The sequence below is a fragment of the Membranihabitans marinus genome (genome assembly GCF_021729155.1).
Lineage (GTDB): Bacteria > Bacteroidota > Bacteroidia > Chitinophagales > Saprospiraceae > Membranihabitans > Membranihabitans marinus.
On record NZ_JAJQYA010000029.1, the window covers coordinates 44805 to 67116 of the forward strand.

20 protein-coding genes are annotated in these 22312 nt (G+C 37.4%); 10 read left to right on the plus strand and 10 right to left on the minus strand.

The genetic code is table 11. The features are described from left to right. Nucleotides 1-17: 17 nt before the first annotated feature. The 3 genes from LVD51_RS15490 to dusB are packed head-to-tail and all read right to left on the minus strand — an operon-like array spanning nt 18 to nt 2974. Nucleotides 18-473, minus strand: a complete 456-nt coding sequence (locus LVD51_RS15490) for an FKBP-type peptidyl-prolyl cis-trans isomerase (protein ID WP_236972268.1) — start codon at nt 471-473, stop codon at nt 18-20. 15 nt (nt 474-488) lie between these two features. Then, nucleotides 489-1952, minus strand: a complete 1464-nt coding sequence (locus LVD51_RS15495) for a CCA tRNA nucleotidyltransferase (protein WP_394803181.1) — start codon at nt 1950-1952, stop codon at nt 489-491. A 26-nt stretch (nt 1953-1978) separates the two neighbouring features. Further along, on the minus strand, nt 1979-2974 hold the full coding sequence (dusB, locus tag LVD51_RS15500; RefSeq protein ID WP_236972270.1) for a tRNA dihydrouridine synthase DusB: 996 nt from the start codon (nt 2972-2974) through the stop codon (nt 1979-1981). 472 nt (nt 2975-3446) lie between these two features. On the opposite strand from dusB, the gene nhaD reads away from it, so the two are divergent. Together nhaD and LVD51_RS15510 are read left to right on the plus strand one after the other, a co-directional pair. Next, entirely contained in the window at nt 3447-4760 is a 1314-nt protein-coding gene (nhaD, locus tag LVD51_RS15505) for a sodium:proton antiporter NhaD (protein WP_236972271.1), read from the plus strand. A gap of 2 nt (nt 4761-4762) precedes the next feature. Next, the gene (locus tag LVD51_RS15510) at nt 4763-5134 is read left to right on the plus strand and encodes a hypothetical protein (RefSeq protein ID WP_236972272.1); all 372 of its coding nucleotides are present in this window, start codon (nt 4763-4765) and stop codon (nt 5132-5134) included. Here LVD51_RS15510 and LVD51_RS15515 read toward each other — a convergent pair. Beyond that, nucleotides 5124-6170, minus strand: a complete 1047-nt coding sequence (locus LVD51_RS15515) for a hypothetical protein (protein WP_236972273.1) — start codon at nt 6168-6170, stop codon at nt 5124-5126. The genes LVD51_RS15510 and LVD51_RS15515 overlap by 11 nt on opposite strands. A 266-nt stretch (nt 6171-6436) precedes the next feature. On the opposite strand from LVD51_RS15515, the gene LVD51_RS15520 reads away from it, so the two are divergent. From LVD51_RS15520 to LVD51_RS15535, 4 genes are read left to right on the plus strand one after another with little or no spacing between them, the layout of a single operon-like run. Continuing rightward, on the plus strand, nt 6437-6829 hold the full coding sequence (locus LVD51_RS15520) for a cytochrome c maturation protein CcmE domain-containing protein (RefSeq protein ID WP_236972274.1): 393 nt from the start codon (nt 6437-6439) through the stop codon (nt 6827-6829). A 5-nt stretch (nt 6830-6834) separates the two neighbouring features. Beyond that, nucleotides 6835-9660 carry a cytochrome c biogenesis protein CcsA gene (gene ccsA / locus LVD51_RS15525; protein WP_236972275.1) on the plus strand — a complete coding sequence of 942 codons (2826 nt, stop codon included), beginning with the start codon at nt 6835-6837 and terminating at the stop codon, nt 9658-9660. Next, nucleotides 9660-10430 (plus strand): Rossmann-like and DUF2520 domain-containing protein, encoded by a 771-nt coding sequence (locus tag LVD51_RS15530; RefSeq protein WP_236972276.1) that lies wholly within the window; start codon nt 9660-9662, stop codon nt 10428-10430. Before ccsA ends, LVD51_RS15530 begins: the two co-directional genes overlap by 1 nt. Beyond that, on the plus strand, nt 10427-10696 hold the full coding sequence (locus LVD51_RS15535; protein ID WP_236972277.1) for a hypothetical protein: 270 nt from the start codon (nt 10427-10429) through the stop codon (nt 10694-10696). The genes LVD51_RS15530 and LVD51_RS15535 overlap by 4 nt, the downstream gene beginning before the upstream one ends. 1408 nt (nt 10697-12104) lie before the next feature. On the opposite strand, the gene LVD51_RS15540 is transcribed toward LVD51_RS15535, so the two are convergent. Next, on the minus strand, nt 12105-13064 hold the full coding sequence (locus tag LVD51_RS15540) for a 6-bladed beta-propeller (protein ID WP_236972278.1): 960 nt from the start codon (nt 13062-13064) through the stop codon (nt 12105-12107). A 259-nt stretch (nt 13065-13323) separates the two neighbouring features. Continuing rightward, a complete protein-coding gene (locus LVD51_RS15545) occupies nt 13324-13956 on the minus strand; it encodes a uridine kinase family protein (RefSeq protein WP_236972279.1) in 633 nt (210 codons plus the stop codon). Nucleotides 13957-14245: 289 nt separating this feature from the next. On the opposite strand from LVD51_RS15545, the gene LVD51_RS15550 reads away from it, so the two are divergent. After that, nucleotides 14246-15544, plus strand: coding sequence for a NupC/NupG family nucleoside CNT transporter (locus LVD51_RS15550; RefSeq protein ID WP_236972280.1), 1299 nt, complete (start codon nt 14246-14248; stop codon nt 15542-15544). A gap of 28 nt (nt 15545-15572) precedes the next feature. Here LVD51_RS15550 and LVD51_RS15555 read toward each other — a convergent pair whose 3' ends face one another. The 3 genes from LVD51_RS15555 to mnmA are packed head-to-tail and all read right to left on the minus strand — an operon-like array spanning nt 15573 to nt 18058. After that, nucleotides 15573-16121, minus strand: a complete 549-nt coding sequence (locus tag LVD51_RS15555) for a ribosome maturation factor RimM (RefSeq protein ID WP_236972281.1) — start codon at nt 16119-16121, stop codon at nt 15573-15575. Continuing rightward, a complete protein-coding gene (locus LVD51_RS15560) occupies nt 16114-17010 on the minus strand; it encodes a hypothetical protein (protein WP_236972287.1) in 897 nt (298 codons plus the stop codon). The genes LVD51_RS15555 and LVD51_RS15560 overlap by 8 nt, the downstream gene beginning before the upstream one ends. Beyond that, the gene (mnmA, locus tag LVD51_RS15565) at nt 16961-18058 is read right to left on the minus strand and encodes a tRNA 2-thiouridine(34) synthase MnmA (RefSeq protein WP_236972282.1); all 1098 of its coding nucleotides are present in this window, start codon (nt 18056-18058) and stop codon (nt 16961-16963) included. The genes LVD51_RS15560 and mnmA overlap by 50 nt, the downstream gene beginning before the upstream one ends. Before the next feature lie 92 nt (nt 18059-18150). Here mnmA and LVD51_RS15570 point away from each other — a divergent pair, with 92 nt between their 5' ends. Next, a complete protein-coding gene (locus LVD51_RS15570) occupies nt 18151-18747 on the plus strand; it encodes a hypothetical protein (RefSeq protein WP_236972283.1) in 597 nt (198 codons plus the stop codon). On the opposite strand, the gene LVD51_RS15575 is transcribed toward LVD51_RS15570, so the two are convergent. Further along, nucleotides 18717-19265, minus strand: coding sequence for a phosphatase PAP2 family protein (locus LVD51_RS15575; RefSeq protein WP_236972284.1), 549 nt, complete (start codon nt 19263-19265; stop codon nt 18717-18719). The two genes, LVD51_RS15570 and LVD51_RS15575, sit on opposite strands and share 31 nt — an antisense overlap. A 39-nt stretch (nt 19266-19304) precedes the next feature. On the opposite strand from LVD51_RS15575, the gene glmM reads away from it, so the two are divergent. Together glmM and LVD51_RS15585 are read left to right on the plus strand one after the other, a co-directional pair. Next, complete coding sequence (glmM, locus tag LVD51_RS15580) at nt 19305-20681, plus strand: phosphoglucosamine mutase (protein WP_236972285.1); 1377 nt, start codon at nt 19305-19307, stop codon at nt 20679-20681. Nucleotides 20682-20696: 15 nt separating this feature from the next. Then, nucleotides 20697-21830, plus strand: a complete 1134-nt coding sequence (locus LVD51_RS15585; protein ID WP_236972286.1) for a cysteine desulfurase family protein — start codon at nt 20697-20699, stop codon at nt 21828-21830. Nucleotides 21831-22312 lie beyond the last annotated feature (482 nt).

Genomic DNA, 22312 nt, shown 5'->3' on the forward strand with positions numbered 1-22312 from the left:
TTCTAAAAATATTATGATTATTTAAAGTCCTTTAATGTAACTTCAAAGATCAACACACTATTGGCAGGTATGGTATTGCCAGATCTACTGCCATATCCATAATAAGAAGGTATATATAAGGTTCCAGATCCGCCTTTTTTAAGCAAAGGAATACCAATTTGCCATCCAGTTATATAACCAGATAATGAACCTCCGTTTATAGTATTTTCTTCAAACACGGTTCCATCGAGTAAATATCCTTTGTAATCTACAGAAACAATACTGCTGGCTGTAGGATGAGAGCCACTACCCTCTTCTTCGATGGTATAATATAATCCCGACTCGTGTTTAGTCGCCGTAATATTATTGGCAGATAAATAGTCGAGGATGAGCTGGTCATCTACTGCCACGCGGTCCACTTGTTCTACATCATCTCCGCATGATACAAAAATAAAAGCCAAACAGGCTAAGCTTAAAATCTGAATTAATTTCATAGTTGTTTTTTAGAGTTAGTTTATAGGTTCCAATCCCAAGATTTTACCTTGTTCTATCATAAACGTATAAGCAGCGTCAAATGTGTTTTCTATATCACCATCTAATATGGCTTCTCTTATGGCGGTCTTTATGACACCTACGGTCTTACAAGGTTTTAAATTAAAGGTCTTCATTATTATAGCTCCATCAATGGGTGGATGCCAGTTGCGTAGTTTGTCTCTTGCTTCCACTTCGTTGATCCTTCTGCGAACTTCTACATAATTTTGAAGATAGCGATTGACTTTGTCTTTATTCTTGGAAGTGATGTCAGCTTCACACAACAACATCAATTGGTCAATATCTTCTCCGGCTTCATAGAGCAATCGTCTAATGGCCGAATCAGTAGTGTTTTCATTGACCAAAGCAATAGGGCGCAGGTGCAGTCTGACCAATTTGGAAACAAATTTCATTTTGTGATCCAAGGGAAGTTTTAAGCGTCGAAAAATTTGTTTGACCATTCTCTCTCCCACTACCTCGTGTCCGTGAAATGTCCAACCAACGGATTCTTCAAACCGTTTGGTTCTTGGTTTGCCTATGTCATGCATTAAGGCTGCCCAACGCAACCATAGATGGTCAGAATTTTCTGCTACGTTGTCAATGACTTCTAAGGTGTGATAAAAATTGTTTTTATGCCCCTTGCCATTTTTGATATCCACCTCGTTCATAATGGACATTTCCGGTAGGATCCGCTTCATTAGATCCAAATCTTCCATTAAACTCAATCCTATGGAAGGTTGTTTGGAAGCCATGATCTTATTGAGCTCAATACTTATTCTTTCTTTACTTACTATATCTATCCTGTGGGCATTCTTTTTGATCGATTCCTTGGTCGATGGTTGAATTTCAAAATTCAATTGACTGGCAAATCGAACTGCCCTCATCATGCGTAGTGGATCATCGCTAAAAGTCTTGTCCGGATCGGTAGGGGTCCGTATAATCTTTTTGGATAAATCTTCGATTCCGCCAAATGGGTCAATTACATCAAAACCCAATGGATTAGATTGGGCATCGATTATATGGGCTTCTTTTTTCTTCAGAATTTCCGTAAGTGAAATAGCCAGAGCATTGATGGTAAAATCTCTTCTGAGTTGATCGTCCGAAATGCTGCCTTTTTCAACCTTGGGCTTGCGACTGTCCTGAGTATAGGACTCCTTTCGTGCACTGACAAATTCTATTTCGTAATCTCCTATTTTTATCATTGCCACTCCAAACTGGCTATAAGTCTTCAACTCATGTAATATATTGTGTGCTTTGGCATATTCTCGGGCTAAAACTATCCCATCGTCTACACATACAATGTCGATGTCCTTTGACGGTCTTCCCAGAATATGATCGCGTACGTATCCACCAATAACATAGGCCTCTGTTTGTAAAGCCTCTACAGTCACTGCTAGATTACAAAATAGATCGATGTCTTGACTAGGAAGTGTTTTTACCATTTCTTTTAGTAAATCAGTTCTCAAGATTAAATATTTACGGTATGATCAGAGTAAGTCGTTCTCAATTCGTCTAAAATTTCAAATAAAATTTCAGGCTCCATTTCATTGACCAATCTCGATCGAAATTCTTTCACCCCAGGTAGACCTTTGAAATAATTAGTGTAATGTCTTCTCATTTCCAATATTCCCAAACGCTCGCCCTTCCAACTTATACTGAATTTAAGGTGTTTTATAGCTGCATTTACTCGTTCGTTAATATTGGGTGGCGCTAGATGTTCTCCGGTAGCAATATAATGTTTAATATCTCTAAAGATCCAAGGGTAGCCAATACTAGCCCTTCCTATCATAACACCGTCAACACCATACCTGTTTTTGTATAAGACCGCTTTTTCAGGTGAATCAATATCGCCGTTGCCAAATACAGGGATATGCATTCTAGAATTGTTTTTTACTTCACCGATTAGAGTCCAGTCTGCTTCCCCTTTATACATTTGCTTTCGAGTACGACCGTGAATACTGATGGCTTGAACTCCTACGTCCTGTAACCGTTCAGCAACTTCTACAATGTATTTGGTATTGTCATCCCAGCCCAGTCTCGTTTTAACCGTTACCGGTAAATTGGTGGATTCGACCATGGCTTTGGATAAAGCCACCATTCGAGGAATATCTTGTAAAATCCCTGCACCAGCCATTCTTCCTACTACTTTTTTAACAGGACAACCAAAGTTGATATCTAATATTTCCGGTTGCGCTTCTTCAACAATGGCAGCCGCCTGCTTCATATTTTCCATGTCACTTCCAAAGATCTGTATACCAACTGGACGCTCATAATCGTAAATGTCCAACTTTTGAACACTCTTGCGCGCATCTCTTACCAATCCCTCAACAGATATAAATTCTGTATACATTAAATCACAACCCTGTTCCTTGCACAATGCTCTAAAAGGTGGATCAGATACATCTTCCATTGGAGCCAGGAGTAAAGGAAAATCTGGTATTTCTATATTACCAATTTTTACCATATTCATTTTTTTGCAAATGCAAAAGTAAATATTTTAAAGAACATATTCGGTCTTCGGTGTAAAGTTCTACTATTTATCCTTATAATATAATGTCAAATTATTTATTTAAACTACTTTTATTAAAATATTGTGATTCCCTTCCTCTGTGAGTTTTTGTAGAACAGGTCACACCATGAGGCCATTACATTGCATTTATTGAATGAATTGTTCTTCAACATGGTTAAAGAAGTTGAAATTTATTATCATATATTTTATTATATTGGTCAGCATTTCTTAAACCCCTAGCCTCTGTTTATCCTGGGGGAATATTGGTATTTAAGGAAAGCTTATATTTGATTGAAAATTAAAGTATTAAAGTAAAGTGCTTGTTTTTTAATATAATTTTTAGGTGAAATTTCTAAGATGAAATTATAATAATGTAATTTTATTTTCTTTTTTTAGCATAAATATTAAATTCTAAATATATAAACCAATGGTTTCAGCTGTAATCGCTTGTTTTGTTATTGGCTATATGCTTATCGTTTTTGAACATCCATTGAGATTGGATAAAACCGTGCCGGCCTTATTGATGGCTTCTATTACATGGGCTTTATTGTCTTTAGGTCATATGGAAACATATGTTCATTCTGAGCCCCATAGCCTAGAAGAATCTCTATTGTATCACCTGGGTAAGACAGCGGAAATATTAGTTTTTCTTATCGGTGCCATGACTATCGTTGAAATCATTGACCTACATCAAGGCTTTGATATACTGAAAAATATGGTCACTACTAAAAGTAAGAAAAAGCTGTTGTGGATAATTTCGATCCTTGCTTTTGTGCTTTCTGCCATCATAGACAACTTGACCGCTACCATTGTTCTAATCACTTTGTTGAGGAAGTTGATTAAAGATAAAGAAGACCGTATCTGGTATGCCAGTATGGTAGTCATTGCCGCCAATGCCGGTGGTGCATGGTCCCCTATCGGTGATGTAACTACGACCATGCTTTGGATTGGTAAAAAGGTGTCCACCTTAATGTTGATCGAAAAACTGATTATTCCTTCTCTAATATGTATGATTATTCCCACTTATATAGCGTCATTTTTACCCACATTTAAAGGAGAAATAGAAGCTGATGAGGAAGAAGATTTAGAGGATAAAAACAGACAAAAACTATTGTCCTCTAAAACCATCCTTATCCTAGGTTTGTCGATGATTGTTTTTGTACCTATTTTCAAAACCGTTACCCACCTTCCTCCTTATTTGGGTATGATGTTGTCTTTAGGTGTAGTTTGGTTGGTTTCAGAATATATCCACCCCGAAGAAAATTTTGATGAAAAAAATAGACACCTCTATTCTGCACACAAGGCTCTTTCTCGAATTGAAATGACGAGCATATTATTCTTCTTAGGTATATTAATGGCCGTTGGTGCATTGGAATCCATAGAATTATTACAACACTTTGCCGAGTGGTTGGATACCCTCATCCCCAACAGAGAGATGGTGGCTATCTTGCTAGGGGTATTCTCTGCTATCATCGATAATGTACCTTTGGTAGCAGCATCTATGAGTATGTATACTCTTCCTATGGATCACGATATTTGGCATTTCATTGCATTTGCCGCAGGTACTGGTGGAAGTATGTTGATTATCGGGTCTGCTGCTGGGGTTGCCGCTATGGGCATGGAAAAAATTAATTTTATATGGTACTTGAAAAAAATATCTTGGTTGGCTTTAGTCGGTTTTCTGGCGGGTTGTGCTTTTATATTAATTGAAGATCATTTCTTATCTGCATTATTTCATTGATTATGTTGAAACATTGGGTGTGGATATTGGTGACAATATCATTGTGGTTTTCTTGTAGTAATAGTAAGCGCGAACAAGAATTAAATGGACTGTGGAAGGGCAAATCAATACATCAGGTGGGTGATAGTGTAGTACACGAAATCCAAAGCGATATTGAATTCGTATTTGATAAGCCTGATTATTCTTTTAATAACGCCAATTTATCTGAACAAGGTCAGTACAGAGTGGTGGACGATATGTTGGAATTGACCTTCCAAGAAGATTCGATTTCTAAGATTCGACAGATAGAAATATTTAAGTTTTCAGGGGACTCTTTAGGATTGTTGTTGAAAGATTCTCTAGAACAGAAAAAGGTGATCTTTATTAAGCAATAAAGCTACAATGTATTGTGGTCACCTGTTTGCCGATTTTTAAGGTAGAAATTTCTGATAGATGAGGGTTTGTTAGATCAATAAATGGATATTGGGGTTTTAATTTATTTTGAGCTGTCGTCCAAGCATCCACTAGGTCAAGATGACGAGATTCAATTTTGTTGATAATTAATTCTCTCAACATTCGAAACAATGTCTTTTGAATAAATCCTCCTTCAATCCATTGAATATCTTCTACTTTTTGATAAATATGTTTTCCTGTCAAGTATAGTTTTATATATGCGCACAATTGAATTTTGCCATCTTCTGTTTCAATATCAATAGAGATTCTATTTTCATCTATCACGTGAATCTGCTTTAATAGAATTACGGTATTTTGGATGTGAAAACTCGGCAATCCAATATCAGATATTCTTTTAAGGAGTTCTTCCGTTTTGATATTGGCTGCTATGGTTGTTGTATTTAATGGACTAGCTTCTGGGTTGATATAATTAAAAGTTAAAATCTTTACTCCTTCGGAATGGTCTTCCCATCTCCAGTTCATAACCTTAGGAAGAGAATCAGGAATCATTACTTTCGTTAATTCCTCTTTGATTTTTAAATTGATTTGTTCTTTAATAACCACCTTAATTTTTGCCCAATGAGAAGTGATTGTGGAGTTTAGCGTCGACGCAATGGTGACAGAAGGATTTGATAGGAGCTGTAAGGATGTTGTTTTTTCCAATTCCAATGATTGAACTTCTATGGGCAGAGTCCAAATTTCGGTATTCTCAATATTTAGAAGTCCAATATTTAAGTCACATTCGAGATTCAATGAAGCTGATAATTCAGGGTTTTGGAAATATAGGATAAATCCAGATGCGAATGCCATAGTATCGCCCTGAAATTGTATTGGAGTTAGACTCTTCAATTCAATGACCATCTGACATGGTAGACCTTCTATATGGGGTATGGTGTATTTCCTGCCCAGTAAATGTTCTCTTGACCATGAAAAAAATAATTTAAAATCAATTTTTAATCCCAATTTACTTATGACCATTGAATGTGTTCTATGTTTAACTCATATAATTTCTCGATAAAAGTAAACATTGTTGAGCTAAAAAGGTTAATTGAAGAAATTGAATACTGAAGAGATGTTGTAAAATAACTCAGAATTGAAGGATGAATGTTTAATTTCATTTTCAAAGATCTTGGAAACATAGATTAAGACCATATTAACGTATTTTACGTGGACATTTTGATAATACTTGTAACGCAATTGTGTAATTCATCGTACCTTTGTGCTTGTATAACGAATTTAGAAATATGAGAAAAATACATATAATAGGAATTGGGGTTCTGGTTGTTGCCATGGCCTTGATTTTTTCTGCTTCGAAAGACTTTGCGTCTTATGCTTCTTTTACAGATGCACAAACGAGTACTGTGAAAATTGTAGGGCAATTGGTAAAAGATAAAGAAATCTATTATTCTCCTGAAGAAAATCCTAATTACTTCTCCTTCTTTGTGGAAGATAACGAAGGTCAGGTGCGCAAGGTAATTATGCACCAGGCAAAACCTCAAGACTTTGAAATGTCTGAGCAAATAGTAGTTACTGGAAAAATGGTAGAGAATGATTTTGTAGCCGATGACATTTTATTGAAATGTCCATCTAAATACAAAGAAGAGGAAATATTTATTAGGTCCGAAAACCAATCTTAAGGTTTATGAATGAAAATGTGGAGTACGTAGGTGAACTACTTTGGCCAGGTGAACTGGGGCATTACTTATTAATAACTGCTTTTGTAGCTGCCATAATTAGTGCGATATCATATTATCTATCTACTAAAGATAACGATGATGCTTTAAGTTGGAAAAAAATGGGGCGTTATTCGTTCTATATTCATGGTTTTTCCGTTATCACGGCCATGGTTATTCTTTTTTCCTTAATGTTGGGACGTCATTATGAATACAATTATGTATTCAAACACGTTTCCGATGATTTACCCTTTAAATATATGTTTTCTGCCTTCTGGGAAGATCAGGAGGGAAGTTTCCTTTTGTGGACTTTCTGGCAGATTATTGTAGGGATAGTATTTATTAAAGTTTCCCCTAAATGGGAATCGTCTACCATGTGGATTATGGCACTTATCCAAGTGTTTTTGTCGAGTATGGTACTGGGCTTTGTAGTAGGTGATGGAAGAATTGGTAGCACTCCGTTTAATTTGTTGCGAGAGGAAAACATAGCTCCTATTTTTTCAAATCCCAATTACTTAGAACTCATCAACGGTCGAGGCCTTAATCCATTGTTGCAAAATTATTGGATGGTCATACATCCACCTACTTTGTTTTTGGGTTTTGCCCTGTGTAGTCTACCATTTGCGATTAGTGCAGGTGCCATCCTCAACAATAAAGTCACAGAATGGGTCTCAGTAGGATTGCAATGGGCCCTATGGGCTGGAGGAATCCTGGGTATTGGTATTCTTATGGGAGGTGCCTGGGCTTATGAAGCCCTTTCCTTCGGAGGATATTGGGCTTGGGATCCGGTTGAAAATACCTCATTGGTTCCTTGGTTATTGGTCGTAGCTGGTATTCACGCCAATCTTGTATCGAGGAGTGTGAAGCGATCTTATAAATTGAGTTTCTTAATGTATGCCTTTACTTTTTTAATGGTATTGTATTCTACTTTTCTAACGAGAAGTGGTTTGACCAGTGAAAGTTCTGCTCATGCCTTTACTTCTCTAGGTATGGAAACTCAATTGTTGGCTTTTATATTATTCTTTTTACTCTTGGCCTTGTTTACTTACTTCAGTAAGCGAAATCAGATTCCGTCACCCAAAGAAGAAGAAGCTTTTTGGTCGCGAGAATTTTGGTTGTATTTAGGATCATTTGTTTTAATCCTATCAACTATCTTGATCACATTTACCACCAGTATTCCGGTATTTAATAAAATTATTGATTTTGTCGGCAGTATAACTGATCAAGATTTAACCGATTTACACCGGCAAACTCCATTGGATCCTATAGCCCACTATAATAAATATCAAATGTGGATAGCCATATTGATTGGATTTATGTCGGGAACCGCTCAATATCTCCGTTACAAAGAGAGTAACTTTGCGGCTCGGTGGAAATCCATTGGCAAATCATTGGGTATCGCTTTTCTAATATCTATACCTATCGCTATTATTGGTATTAAATGGGTAGGTGGTATCGGCGTCGGATATTTTCTATTGATCTTCTCGGCCACTTATGGATTCTTTTCAAATGTATCCTACCTATTCACCGGTTTTCACTACAACGCTAAGCGATTGTCCTCAGTGTTGTCTCATATAGGTTTTGCTATTATGATATGGGGCGTCATGGCTTCAGGTCTTAAAAAACACTATATATCAACCAATCCATTCCTTATGAGGGAATTAATTGAAGACGACGAAATGGCTCAAAAAAACATATTGTTGTTCGACAGTATACCCATGCAGATGAGCAATTTTGATGCATTATATTTCGATAGTGAATTGGATAGAAACGAAAGAAAATATCATATCAAATTTGTAGAAAAAGACAAAGATGGCAATCCTATAGATTCATTTAATCTTAGTCCGTCTGCAGTATACGACAACGATTTTACAAATATAGTATCCTTTAATCCTTCTACGGACCGACGTTTGGGTAAAGATATATTTACTTCTATTTCTGCATTGCCCGGTGACGTAATGAAGGCCAGTCAAGCGAAAGAAATGGAAGATAGCTTGCACTATGAACAATATAAAATCTTTATAGGAGATACCATCTTTTTGAGAAATCATATAGCCATTCTTCAAGATGTGTCTATGTCAAATTTCCATAAGGATTACGAAGCCGATTCTACTGATATAGCCATAAGTGCTGGATTGGTGTTTCAAGATCCCAAAACGGGAACTTCGTACTCTGGCCGACCGACTAAGGTGATCAAAGAGCATCGGTTTATAGCCGATTATCCCGACAGGTACAATCCATTTAGGGTGAAAGCCAAACTGGGAGATGAATTTTTGGATATCCTCTACCCTTCCGATGACAAATTGGAATATCATAAAGTAGTATTGGAGAACGGGGAACAAATTAATTTTGCGCCTTATACTATTACTTTACAGCAGTTAAATAAGGAGATTACACATCCTGAATATACGGCTGAAGAAGGTGATATAGCGGTCCAAGCTGAATTGGTTATTCGCAATAGCAATGGCGATCCCGTGGAGATCTTGGAGCCAGTATTTATCATAAGAGGAAATAGTCCTCACTACATCAGAGATTATAAGCCACGGGTAGGATTGGCCGCTAATTTTGTGCATATCGATCCAGCAAGTGGTAAAATGGAGTTTGCCATCGGGGAAAATCATTGGGCACAAAACCCAATTGAAATAAGAATAGCTGAAGATGTTCCGAGAAACGACTTTATAGTATTGGAAGCTATTGTATTCCCAGGCATCAACTTGTTTTGGTTAGGTACTATCTTAATGATGGGTGGATTTTTTGCCTCACTTTATGTAAGAAAATTTAAAAAGTCGGCATAATGAATATTGGTATTATTGGCTATGGAAATGTAGGTAAGCATTTAACTAAAGCGATAGCTGAAACCCAGGATCATGTTGTTACAGTATTTAATCGCAGTCCTATAAAGGCTGAAGATCGATTAGAAAATATCCATTATGCCAAGGATTTGTCTGAATTGGGAGATTCGGACCTGGCCATCTTGTCTATTAAAGACGATGCCATTATTGAAATCCTGGAGCGAACCGAAAATTTGTTTTCACCTCAAGCAATTATTTGTCATTGTTCTGGCAGTATTTCTTCAGAGGTAATGGCGCCATATTTTCAACGATATGCCGTGTTATATCCCTTGCAAACCTTCTCGAAGAATAAAGAGATCAATTACCATAGTATACCTTTCTTTGTAACTTCTGCCGACGGTGAAACGGAGGAATTGTTGACACAGTTGGCATCATCTATATCATCCAAGGTATCTAGTATTAGTGATGAACAGCGTATGTCTATGCATATAGCCGCTGTATTCGCATGTAATTATGTCAATGCTATATATGCCATAAGTCATAAACTTTGTAAGGATTTTGATATTCCCTTTGATCATTTAATTCCATTGATTCGTGAAACAGCTCACAAGGTAGAGACACTTCCACCTTCAGAGGCCCAAACTGGACCTGCCATCAGAAGGGACTGGGATATTGTCTACAAACACGAAGATTTCTTAAATGAGTATAATATCCCCATAGCAAAGGTCTATCGAGAAATGGCAGATTATATAACCAAACATATGAAGGGATGAGAATATTAGGTCAAATACATCATCCTCAGATTAAGATAACTCTGTTTACCCACAATGATAAGTTGTCGGTGAAATTTGAGAAAGGTCAGGCGGAGATTATCCTAAAATTTAAAGAGGATCAATCTGTGGTGATGGAGAATCTCACTCAAGAAATGGAGAAAACCCAATTTGCTTCAATTGTCAAACAGTTAGACCATTTATTGATCTATCGTAATCAATTAGAACCACTTCCCCCTCAAGATCCTGAATTTTTGGATATTATTTAATGGAGGGATAGCCCTATACAATTTATTATACTATATCCAATAGTAATAATTTAACTTATTATAATGATGCGTCGTCATGCCCATTGCGGCATGACGAAATTCCATGAAATTCGCTATCGAATTACGTTGCAGTCACGCCTTAACGTAGAGACACGACCGAATGAAATACACGACTGAATAAAGTTGCTCAAAGAGCAAACAGATGAACTAAATGTTCATCTGATGAAAGAGCCACGACCTCCGTGTCGTGGGTGGGGTGGCCTTGCGTCTCCCAAAACCACCTAATTGAGACGCAATGCCTTACGTCATTACGATATTAAAATTTTTTATAATATATTATTGTGGCTCACCCACCCGGAGCGCAGTGGCTAAAATCCTTACGAATTACAGGGCAGTCACGCCGGAGCACAGTGGCCTACCCACCCGAAACACGGAGGTTTCGGTTCCTTCATCATTGACCGATTTACGGTCTTTCCCTACCCACCCACGACACAGTGGTCGTGGCTCCCTCATCGTAGACCTATTTAAGGTCTACGGTTCTTCGAACTACATTCGGTCGTGAGCTTCATTCAGTCATGTTCAGTCATCCTGAAGGGATGATATGTTATAGCCGTGGGTTTTCAACCCACGGATGGGATATGATCTTAAATTGATTTGGCGCACTTTTTGCATTGTCAATCTTCTGTCACAAATAGATCATATCTTCTCATTCCCTGTAATATTATAATAGGATAGATTGGGCAAAAAGTGTGACAAATCCATGACCATCACCATTTATGTTATCATTCAATTCACATCAATCATTCAATTTGATAGAAAAATGTTGTTTGCTGACAATGACAATAGAAATGAATTCCTTCGTTCCTTCAGGACTTTTTTCTAGGAAGGCATCCATTTCATAGGGTTTCACCCTATGCTATTAGACTACGTCCACTTCGACCAAGCTCAGTGCGCCGCTTTCAGGACTTCTTTATCAAGCTGGTTTGGCGTAATTACACTTCAATTCGGCAGCGAAATACCCCTCCTAAGGAAGGGTATCTGACTTGTCAGACGATGTGGTTCGATTGAAAAAAATTAAATTTTAATAATCCCTACAGAATTTCCAAACCACCCCGTCAGTAAACTGACACCCCCTCCATTTGAGGGGTATTTAACTATCGATTTACGTTGCAGTCACGCCGGAGCACAGTGGCCTACCCACCCGAGGCGCAGTGGCCTCGGTTCCTTCGCCAAATGCCGATTTACGGTATTTGGTTGTCCTTCGGACAACTATGCTCAGTCACATCAAATGCCTATTTAAGGCATTTGGCTCTTCGTACTATATTCGGTCAAATAAAATGTATGCGTAAAATACCTTATGACAATTCAACGAGAAAGCTAAAGTATTATCGGTTTTATTTCTCCTTCACTATATTCTCTCCAATTTCACCGGATAGGTTTTTTTAGAAGCCCATTGTGGAACATAGATATTGTGATCGCCATCTATGCACACATCATGGGGATGCATAAAACCCAAAAACGACCGATCTTTTCGCTGTTCTTGCAACTGACCTCCGATATACATAGGAGCCGTTCCGCCTGGAGTAGATACCACTTGGTCTTTTTCGTTGAGGATGGTAATATAACCCGAATCTGGATATGCTTGGGTTGTACTTCGATATACTGCTCCGTATATATGGTTGTCCTTCAAAACTGGTCGACAGATAAAAGAGCCGGGTAAGGGAATAGTCGATAAATATTGACCATCTAGGGTAAATCTCTTTAATTGCATATTGCCTCTGTCGGTAATCAACAATGTAGGATTGCTGCTATCTCTGGTATCCACCAATATTCCGTGACAACAGTTGAAGTTGTCATTTTCTGTTCCCTTGCCACCAAAATGTCTAATGTATTCCCCCTTATGGTTGTATTGTGTTATATAGTTCTTGCCGTATCCATCGGCAATATACAGATCTCCGTTATTTGGATTTACCGCAGTTTCAGTGGGTCTAAATTGTCCGGGATAATCGTAAACTCCTGTCATTGCGGGATAGTCATATTTCATAATGACTCGTCCTGTTAAGTCGGTTTTTAGTACTTGATTGCGGTCGGTATCTGTAAGGAATAGAAACTGTTCATCTCCCTCGTCAGCCAGTGTTAAACCGTGACCTCCTGGGTAATCATGGCCCCAACTATCTAAGAGTTTCCCAGATTTGTCATAAATAATGACATTGTTTTTGGTTTCATTGGTTAGCAATATCAACCTACCTTTGGCATCTTCTACCATTTCGTGACAATCGTTCACAGGATTCTTACCGGCATCTAATGTTCCCCATCCTTGGACAACTTTATATTTATGGGAACCGTGTCCCAATATGACTTCAGACATAATGTTATTTTTTTTATGTATTATATTAAACATGGGTAATACGGAAGCTGTCAAAAATAGCTTCCCACTATCTATACAAAAATTTCTCCTAGATGTAATATGTTTCATGTGTATTTGTATTGTGATATATTTCAGGATCAAAAGATAATGACAATAAATCAGAGATAAAAATATTATTTTACTTCTCCCCTATATCACTGACATGTGGTGAATAGTACAAGTCGGCCATGATTGATGGCATTTTACTATTCGTATAAATTTAAATACACTCTTTATTTTCTATAATGGATTGGTTTAGATAACCACAGAGTAAACTCAATCCAGCAGTATAACTTGACATATTGTTGATGACTACATCTACCCGATCAAAATAGGGTTCAATGTAGGCCTTATAGGCCGGGTAGACATGGTGTTCGTATCGATATAACACATCCTTTAAAGGATAATTTCGTTCCATTTGATCTCTGATAATACGACGTGACAATCGTTGGCTGTCCGATGCGTGAATAAAGACACTGAGATCCAATAAATCCCATACTGGTTTGTAGTAAAATAAAAATAAACCCTCGGCGACAATTACTGGAGCTGGCTCTAAAACGATTTGTTTCGCACTTGCCAAAGGATTGTTAAAGGTGTATTCTTCTAGAATTACAGTTTTGCCCTGTTGTAGATCGTTTAAATCACTGGCAAATTTTTCTAAATCTATACTCGTGGGTAAATCAAAATTCTTGATCCCATTGCGATCTTCCTTTTGAAGTTCTCTGGGTTTGTAATAATTGTCTTGTGAAATAAAACAGACTTGTTCCTTATTAAATTTCTTTTGTAAGTCCCTTATAAACACACTTTTACCTGATCCACTGCCTCCAGAGACCCCAATGATGGTTGATTTCATTCGAGAATTTTTTTACAAAAATAAGTTTTACGTTTGACAATTTCTCCAAACTGTTAATTTGAATAAAATTTTAAATATTTGAATCTATAATATATATAGGGGTTTATATTCATAAGTATCAGATTTGTAGCAACATATATATTAGGTGATTTGTTTTTGTGTGGGTTGCAATTGCTTAGAAATAAGAATTTTATAGAAATTCCATCTTCGAAAAAATTAAATTAATGCTACATTTATTTCAATTTAATAATATTGCTGCCATCTATTTTAAATTTACAATTTGTAGTTTATGGATATTGAATCGTTGTTGAGAGGGATTATTGGGATGTGTTTTTTAGTAGGCATTAGTTATCTTCTGAGTAGCAATCGTAGAAGTATAAATTGGAAACTGGTTACTACTGGATTGGGATTACAAGTTTTATTGGCCATATTGCTAATTCACGTTCCCTTTGTAAGGCAGATATTTCAATTAATTGTTGATTTTTTCGTCATTATGATAGACTCCATCCAAGAATCAGCCATTTTTTTATTTGGTGATTTGGCCAAACCAGGCAGTGGATATGGGTTTGCATTTACCGTACTTCCCACCATAGTATTTTTCTCTGCACTTTCTTCTTTAATGTATTATTTAGGGATTTTGCAAAAGGTGGTTTATGTATTTGCTTGGTTGATGAACAAAACCATGAAGATGTCTGGACGTGAGAGTTTGGCAGCAGCAGCCAATGTATTTATCGGACAAACCGAAGCTCCACTGGTCATTAAGCCCTATTTAGAAAAAATGACAAGGTCGGAGATAATGTGTTTAATGACAGGGGGAATGGCCACTATTGCAGGTGGGGTGTTCGGTGCCTATATGAGTATGCTCGGAGGAGCTTCCCTAGCTGAAAAATCGATATTCGGAATGCACTTATTGACGGCATCCATTATCTCTGCTCCAGCAGCCATAGTGGCAGCAAAATTGTTGGTTCCCGAATCCAATCCCAGCGAAATAGACACTACCATGGATATTCCCAAAACCGAAGCTGGATCCAATGTATTAGAAGCCTTGACCAATGGAACTACTGATGGGCTCAAGTTGGCGGTGAACGTGGGGGCCATGTTATTGGCATTTATGGGCTTGGTGTTTATGTTTAATAAATTGTTTTTTGCAATTGGGGATTGGACCAATCTCAATGCCTGGATAGTTGCTAATACAGAGGGACAGTTTAGTGGATTTTCCTTAGAGTACGTTTTTGGATTGTTATTTTCCCCTGTGTCTTGGTTAATCGGTGTCCCAAGTGTCGATATATTGGCTGTTGGTCAAATGTTGGGAGAAAAAACCATTTTGAATGAGTTTTTTGGTTATTTGACTTTAACTGATTTTAAAAATGAACATTTGATTTCAGATAAAAGCATCATTATAGCGACCTATGCCCTTTGTGGTTTTGCCAATTTTGCCTCCATCGGTATTCAGATAGGTGGTATTGGAGCCATAGCACCTGGCCAAAAGAAGACGTTGACAGAGCTGGGTGTAAAAGCTCTTATCGGTGGAACCATAGCTTGTTTAATGACGGCAACCATAGCTGGAGTCTTGGTATCCCAACTATAATGAAAATGATTACGAAACTGGTCGGTGATTAGGGGATTAGACCATCGGGTAAATCCATTTTTAATATTTTTTCCTCTTTTAGAATATCTACAATAAAGGATTCTACCAGTGGTATTAATGTTGTATCTTCTTTATCTTGTAACTGTAATGTGGCTATAGGTCCAGATGGATATTCATTTATTTCAATGATTTGACCTATGATGGAGTCGGCATTAATATCGAAAATTGAAAAATTCACTGCTGTTTGTAGGAGAATAGATTGTTCAATTGTGGCTAGTAAATCATTTGGGAGTTGATCTTTTCTGATGTAAATGGGTTGATTTGTCATGTCAACCGCAGTTTCTCTATCGTTGATAGACTCCATTTTCAACAACCACTGTCCCGCTTTTTCGGCTATATTTTCTATAAAATACGGAACATACATACCTGATTGAATGCAGTAAAAGTGTTTGATCTCACTGAGGAAGTAATCTTCCACATCTTCAGATAAACCGAGTTTGCACTGTCCATTAAAACCAGATAGTCCTGCTATAAATCCAACTTCTACAAAATCTTCTGCGGTAAGTAGTTTATTCAAATTTCAATAATTTTTTTCTGTAAATATAACCTTGCTCAGCATTTTCAAATATTGTAGTGGTATCGCAAAAATCAATATATTCGTTTACGCTAGAGGAAGCACATATTGAGATCAATTGAATCTCCTCCTTCTTAATAAGACCCCTGCCCGGTGCATACCACTCATTGGCTAAATTATAAAACAATTGTTGTTCTGGCTTCACCTGAATGGGATTGCCTCCATTATCGGTAGTGTTTATAGAAGAGGTATCTATTTGATTAATCCGCCATACGTTGTTATAAGTGTTTTGGTCTATCTTGACGGTCTCCAAAATTTCAATAAATTGATAATTCCAATTCTCGTAAGGTTTAATTTTCTCTCCTTCAATAAAGATTTCTACTGCACTTTTGTTGAACATGGCAGTACCATCCCATTCATCGTAGAGTGAAATGTAAGAAACAAGGGGTATAAAGGTCAGATTCCCTTTTTTGACCAACAGTCGTTGATTATCTTCTATTCTTTCGAGCACTATGGAATGGTCGAGGTAATCTCCATCTAATGACTCTGATGTCGATATTTCAACGACATACCAAATGGCATTGGTAAATTGAATCACTGTGTTCACTAATTCTTTTTGAAAATATTGGTGAGTGTCGATTCTTATGCTCGATGTATTTCCATCAAAATCATAGGTAATGGAATCCACAGCATAATACCTTTGCTGACCCAATTCCAATGGATAATATTGTTGGATTTTATTATCTAGGATTGCTAAATCTTCATTTTTTCCGCAGCTAAAAAAAATCAAGCTGACTAATGCTGTGTAAAACAATCTGTAGAAATAATCCATTTTTACATTTTTATATACCACTGTAAATAACCCCACCGCCAACAACGTCATCGCCTTCATAGAATACTGCTGATTGACCTGGGGCGATTCCTCTCACATTGGATAAAAACTCAACATTTAAGCTATCGTTCTCGTCGTTAGTTATTTTGGCCAATGAACCTTTGTCATTGTAACGCACCATGGTAAATAATTCTTGTTCCAATGGAAAGTTTTCATATTTCATTGAATTGATTTTATTTACCTGCATACCGTTTTTAATTAAGTCGTCGGGGTTTCCCAATACTACAGTATTGGTTTCCGGTATGATATCGGTGACATACATTGGCGTACCAAATGCTTGGCCTAATCCCTTGCGTTGACCGATGGTAAAGAAAGGATATCCGGCATGTTGGCCGATGATTTCGCCCTTTACGTTGACGAAAGTTCCATTGGCTACTTTTTCTTCTAAGCCCTCTACCCTATTTTTAAGAAAGTTGCGATAGTTGTTATCGGGGACAAAACATATTTCGTAAGATTCTGCTTTTTTGGCAAGATCGGTATATCCATTGTCAGCTGCAATTTGACGTACTTCTGGTTTTTGAAGTTCGGCCAAAGGGAATAAGGTTCGATTCAAGCATTCTTGAGACAATCCCCAAAGCACATAACTTTGGTCTTTTCCGAGATCAGCTGCACGAGATATATATTTGCGATCATTATTGCTATTTACTCTTGCATAGTGCCCAGTAGCAATAAATTCACAGTCCATGGCATCAGCTCTTTTCAACAATGCACTCCATTTGATATGAGTATTGCACAATATGCAGGGATTCGGAGTTCGTCCCGCCATATATTCACTGACAAAATCGTCGATTACATAATCTCCGAATTCATCTCTAATGTCTATGATGAAATGGTGAAAATTTCGGTCAACAGCCACCTGTCTGGCGTCGTTGATACTATCTAAACTACAACAGCCGGTTTCTTTCTTGGAACTGCCCGAATTGGCATAATCCCATGTCTTCATAGTGATGCCCACTACTTCATAACCCTCCTCTTGTAATATCATTGCCGATACTGTAGAATCTATTCCCCCGCTCATAGCGACCAATACCTTGCCGTGTTTGCTCATTTAATTATTATTTAAGCTACAAAATTATTTAATTTTATTGATTTTTCTGGTACAATTCCCAAGTTCAATCGTTTCTATAAAAACACTAAAGCATGAAAAGGGTTTTACTACTACTTTCGTTTTTATTAATTCTTACCATGTCAAAGAGCCAATCTCTCTTGGCTGACTGGGATGTAGTGGCATTCGCCGGCCTAAATGCATTGGATCAAAACTCCAATAGAGAAGAAATTATTCCCAAGAGTGCATTGGGCTTTCAATTTGGATTAGAGGCGACTACTAAACAGAAGTTTTATTATAAAGGTGGAATCTCATATCAATTTCATGAAATATTAGATATTAAAAATAGACAAAGTTCTGTAATCGCGAATATCGAAACTACGGGTCGAAGGTTCCAACGATTAAAGTTATCTGGTGGAGTGGGTCTACAATGTTTTGCTTTTGATTATTTAAAATTGGGAGTCAACAATAGTTTAGGATATAATATTAATTTCTACGATGAAGATGAAAGTTATTTAGAATTCCTCAACAGCATTGAATTGCAATATCTTTCCAATATTACGGAGATATATATCTTTATTAAAAGATTAAAAATTGCCGTTTCCCTTGAGGGAAATTTAATTTCTTTTGGCAATAAAATGGATATGTATCAGAGTAAAATTTATGCCATGAATTTTGGATACAGTTTTTGATATAGGGTATAACTAAGCCAACCTAAACATCCTCCTAATATAAATCCACAGAAAACATCTACAGGATAATGGACTCCAACAAATATTTGAGCAAAGCCAATTAGCAAAGCCCATAATATAAATAGATATCTCTTCCCCTTCCATTGACCAAAAAGATTGAACCAGAAAACCGCTAAACCCATATGATTGGTGGCATGAGAGCTGGTGAAACTATATCCCGATCCACATTTTGCTCGTGAAATCACCTCCATAGTTTGACAAGGTCGCTTTCTTTCCACATTTTTTTTAATCAGTTGAGAACTGGCTGTGTCGGTAAAAGCTAAAGTTACTAGCATCATCGCTATTGGAAACCAAGCTTTTCCTTTCCATCGCCATATACTGTAGCCAATAATCAAAAGATAGAGAGGTATCCAAGTGTATTTATCTCTGAATAAGACCATTACCGTCTCTAAAAATCCTAGATCTAGTCCGTTAATTAATTTAAATAAATCCGTATCGAAATTTAATAGAGTTTCCATTACCTTTGTTTCAATTTTTAACAAAAGTAAATAAAGACAGTGACTTTTATCAAATCTATTTCAGGCTTTAGAGGGACTATCGGAGGAGAAGTTGGACAGAATCTTACACCGTTGGACATCGTAGAGAATACTGCAGCTTACGGTCAATGGATATTGGCTTCACACACAGAACCGAGTATTGTAATTGGGATGGATGGTCGCAATACTGGACCAATGGTTGCATCTTTGGTGGCCAATACTTTGATAGCTATGGGAATTGATGTGATAAGTATCGGACTAACCACTACCCCCACATTGGAAATGTACGTTACAAAAGTCGGTGCTGCAGGAGGTATTATTTTGTCGGCCAGTCATAATCCAATGAATTGGAATGCATTAAAAATATTGAACTCCGCTGGTGAATTTATTTCCAAAAAGGAAGGAGAATTACTGATGAAATTTTCCGAAGAAAAGGCATTTACCTTTGCTGGTCACGAGGATTTGGGAAGTTTTACAGAGGCTGATGATGCCATAGATTATCATATCAATGAGGTCTTAGATCATCCTTGGGTGAGAACAGAGGCCATCCGTAAAGCTAATTTTACTGTGGTTGTAGATTGCGTTAATTCTACCGGAGCACTTTCTATTTTGCCTTTATTGGAAGCACTCAATTGCAAGGTGGTGGGATTGAATACTGAAATTAGTGGTAGGTTTTCTCACGATCCAGAACCTTTAGAAAAAAATCTCCAAGAATTGATCGGATCCATTAAGGCAGAAAACGCAGACTTAGGTATTGCCGTTGATCCCGATGTTGATCGAATTGCCTTTGTCAGTGAAGAAGGTCATATGTTTGGTGAAGAATATACCAATGTAGCTATTGCTGATTATCTAATGGATAATTCATTGATTGATAAAACTGTATCTAACTTGTCTTCAAGTAGAGCATTAAGAGATGTGTCCTTGAAATATAAAGGAGAGTATTTTGCCAGTGCAGTGGGAGAAGTAAATGTAGTAGAGAAAATGAAGGCTGTGGAGGCCGCTTTTGGTGGTGAAGGCAATGGAGGTGTCATTGTTCCTGATTTACACTATGGTCGTGATGCTTTAATTGGTGCTGCTTTATTTTTAAGTGGGCTAACACATTTCAATTATAAGGTTTCTGAATGGAAAGCCAAGTTGCCTATCTATTTTATGGCCAAGGAGAAGGTGAGTCTAAATGGAGGAATCAATGCCGACGATGTATTGGACGGATTAAAAGAGAGATTTGCCAATGAAGAAACCAATACCATAGACGGATTAAAGATTGATTTTGCCGATGAATGGGTTCATATGAGAAAATCAAATACAGAGCCTATTATTCGAATCTACACCGAAGCAAAGACCCAATTGGCTGCTGATCAATTGGCAGAGAAGTTTGTATCTATTATTCAAGAATCTTAGTAAATAAATAAAATAATGGCTTCTATATATTTTGATAATGCCGCCTCTGCTCCTCTTTTGGATGAGGTAGCTGAACTAATGGTGAAATCATCACAAGAATTCATAGGAAATCCTTCTAGTACTCATAAACACGGTCGGATTTGTAGAGCTGCCATTGAGCGAGCTCGAAAATCCATCGCTCAAAATTTAAAGGCTTCCATTGGTGAAATATTTTTCACATCAGGGGGTACTGAATCTAATAATTCGATTTTGAATTGTGCTGTCGATCAACTTGGAGTAACTCATATTATTTCCTCTCCTATCGAACACCCCAGTGTATTAAATCCACTGACTTTTATTGAGAAATACAAAAAAGTGAATGTACAATATGTGGCAGTAGATGGTAAAGGAAAAATCGACTTAAACGATTTACAGCAACGTCTTAAGTCTACAGAGGGCAAAGTATTGGTCAGTATTATGCATGCCAACAATGAAACGGGCGCTATTAATCCCATTGCTGAAATAGGTCAAATATGTAAAGAATATCAAGCCCTATATCATACCGACGCCGTGCAAACTGTCGGACATTTGAATATCGATGTTTCTGAGCTTAATATTTCATTTCTAAGTGCATCAGGCCATAAATTCCACGGGCCCAAAGGCATCGGTTTTATGTATGTCAATTCAGATAATATTATAGAACCGTTTATCAGAGGGGGCAGTCAAGAAAGGAATGTGCGAGCTGGTACAGAAAATATTACAGGTATTCTAGGTATGGCGCATGCTTTGGATTATTGTATTCGCCATATGGAAGAGAAAAGAAATCATGTTGTGGCTTTGCGTCAGTACTTTATTGATCAACTACACCGTGAACTTCCTCAAGTGTCTATTTTATCACCTGAGTCTAGTGAAAATGGTCTATATACGGTGTTAAATATATTAATTCCTCATTCGAATAAGGCGGAATTGCTTTTGATGAATCTCGATATTGCTGGTATTTCAGCATCAGGGGGAAGTGCCTGTTCCTCTGGAGCAGAAAAGCCTTCCCATGTTATAGCCAATGTATTGGGAAATCAAAATACTGATAAATCGGTTCGGTTTTCGTTTTCCTTTATGAATCAGCAATCTGAAGTGGATTATGCCATTGAAGTTTTGAAGAAGAGCATATAGGATACTTGTGTATATCATCGAAGTCTGTAATTCGATAGGGTTTTAGCCACTGTGCTCCGGCGTGAAAATCTTGTAAATCCTATGGAAAATTCCACTGTGCCGAGGCTTGATTGCTGCATAAATCGTTAGCATTTTACTTTTTGATATTATATCGTCCCTTCAAGACTTCTTTATTAAGTTGGTTCCGGGATGATTATACTTCAAATCGGCAGCGAAATTCCCTTTCTTTGGAGGATTGTCTGACTTGTCAGACGATGTGGTTCGATTGAAAAAAAATAGATTTTAATATTTCCTACATAATTTCCAAACCACCCCGTCAGTAAACTGACACCTCTCCGAAGGAGGGGAATTGTCTAGGATGACCGAGCATGACTGAATGAAGTTGTCCGGAGGACAACCCAATCCATTAAATATGGATTGGATGAAGGAACCGAGGGTTCCATCCCTCGGGTGTGAACGAGCAAAGTGCTTGCACCGGAGCC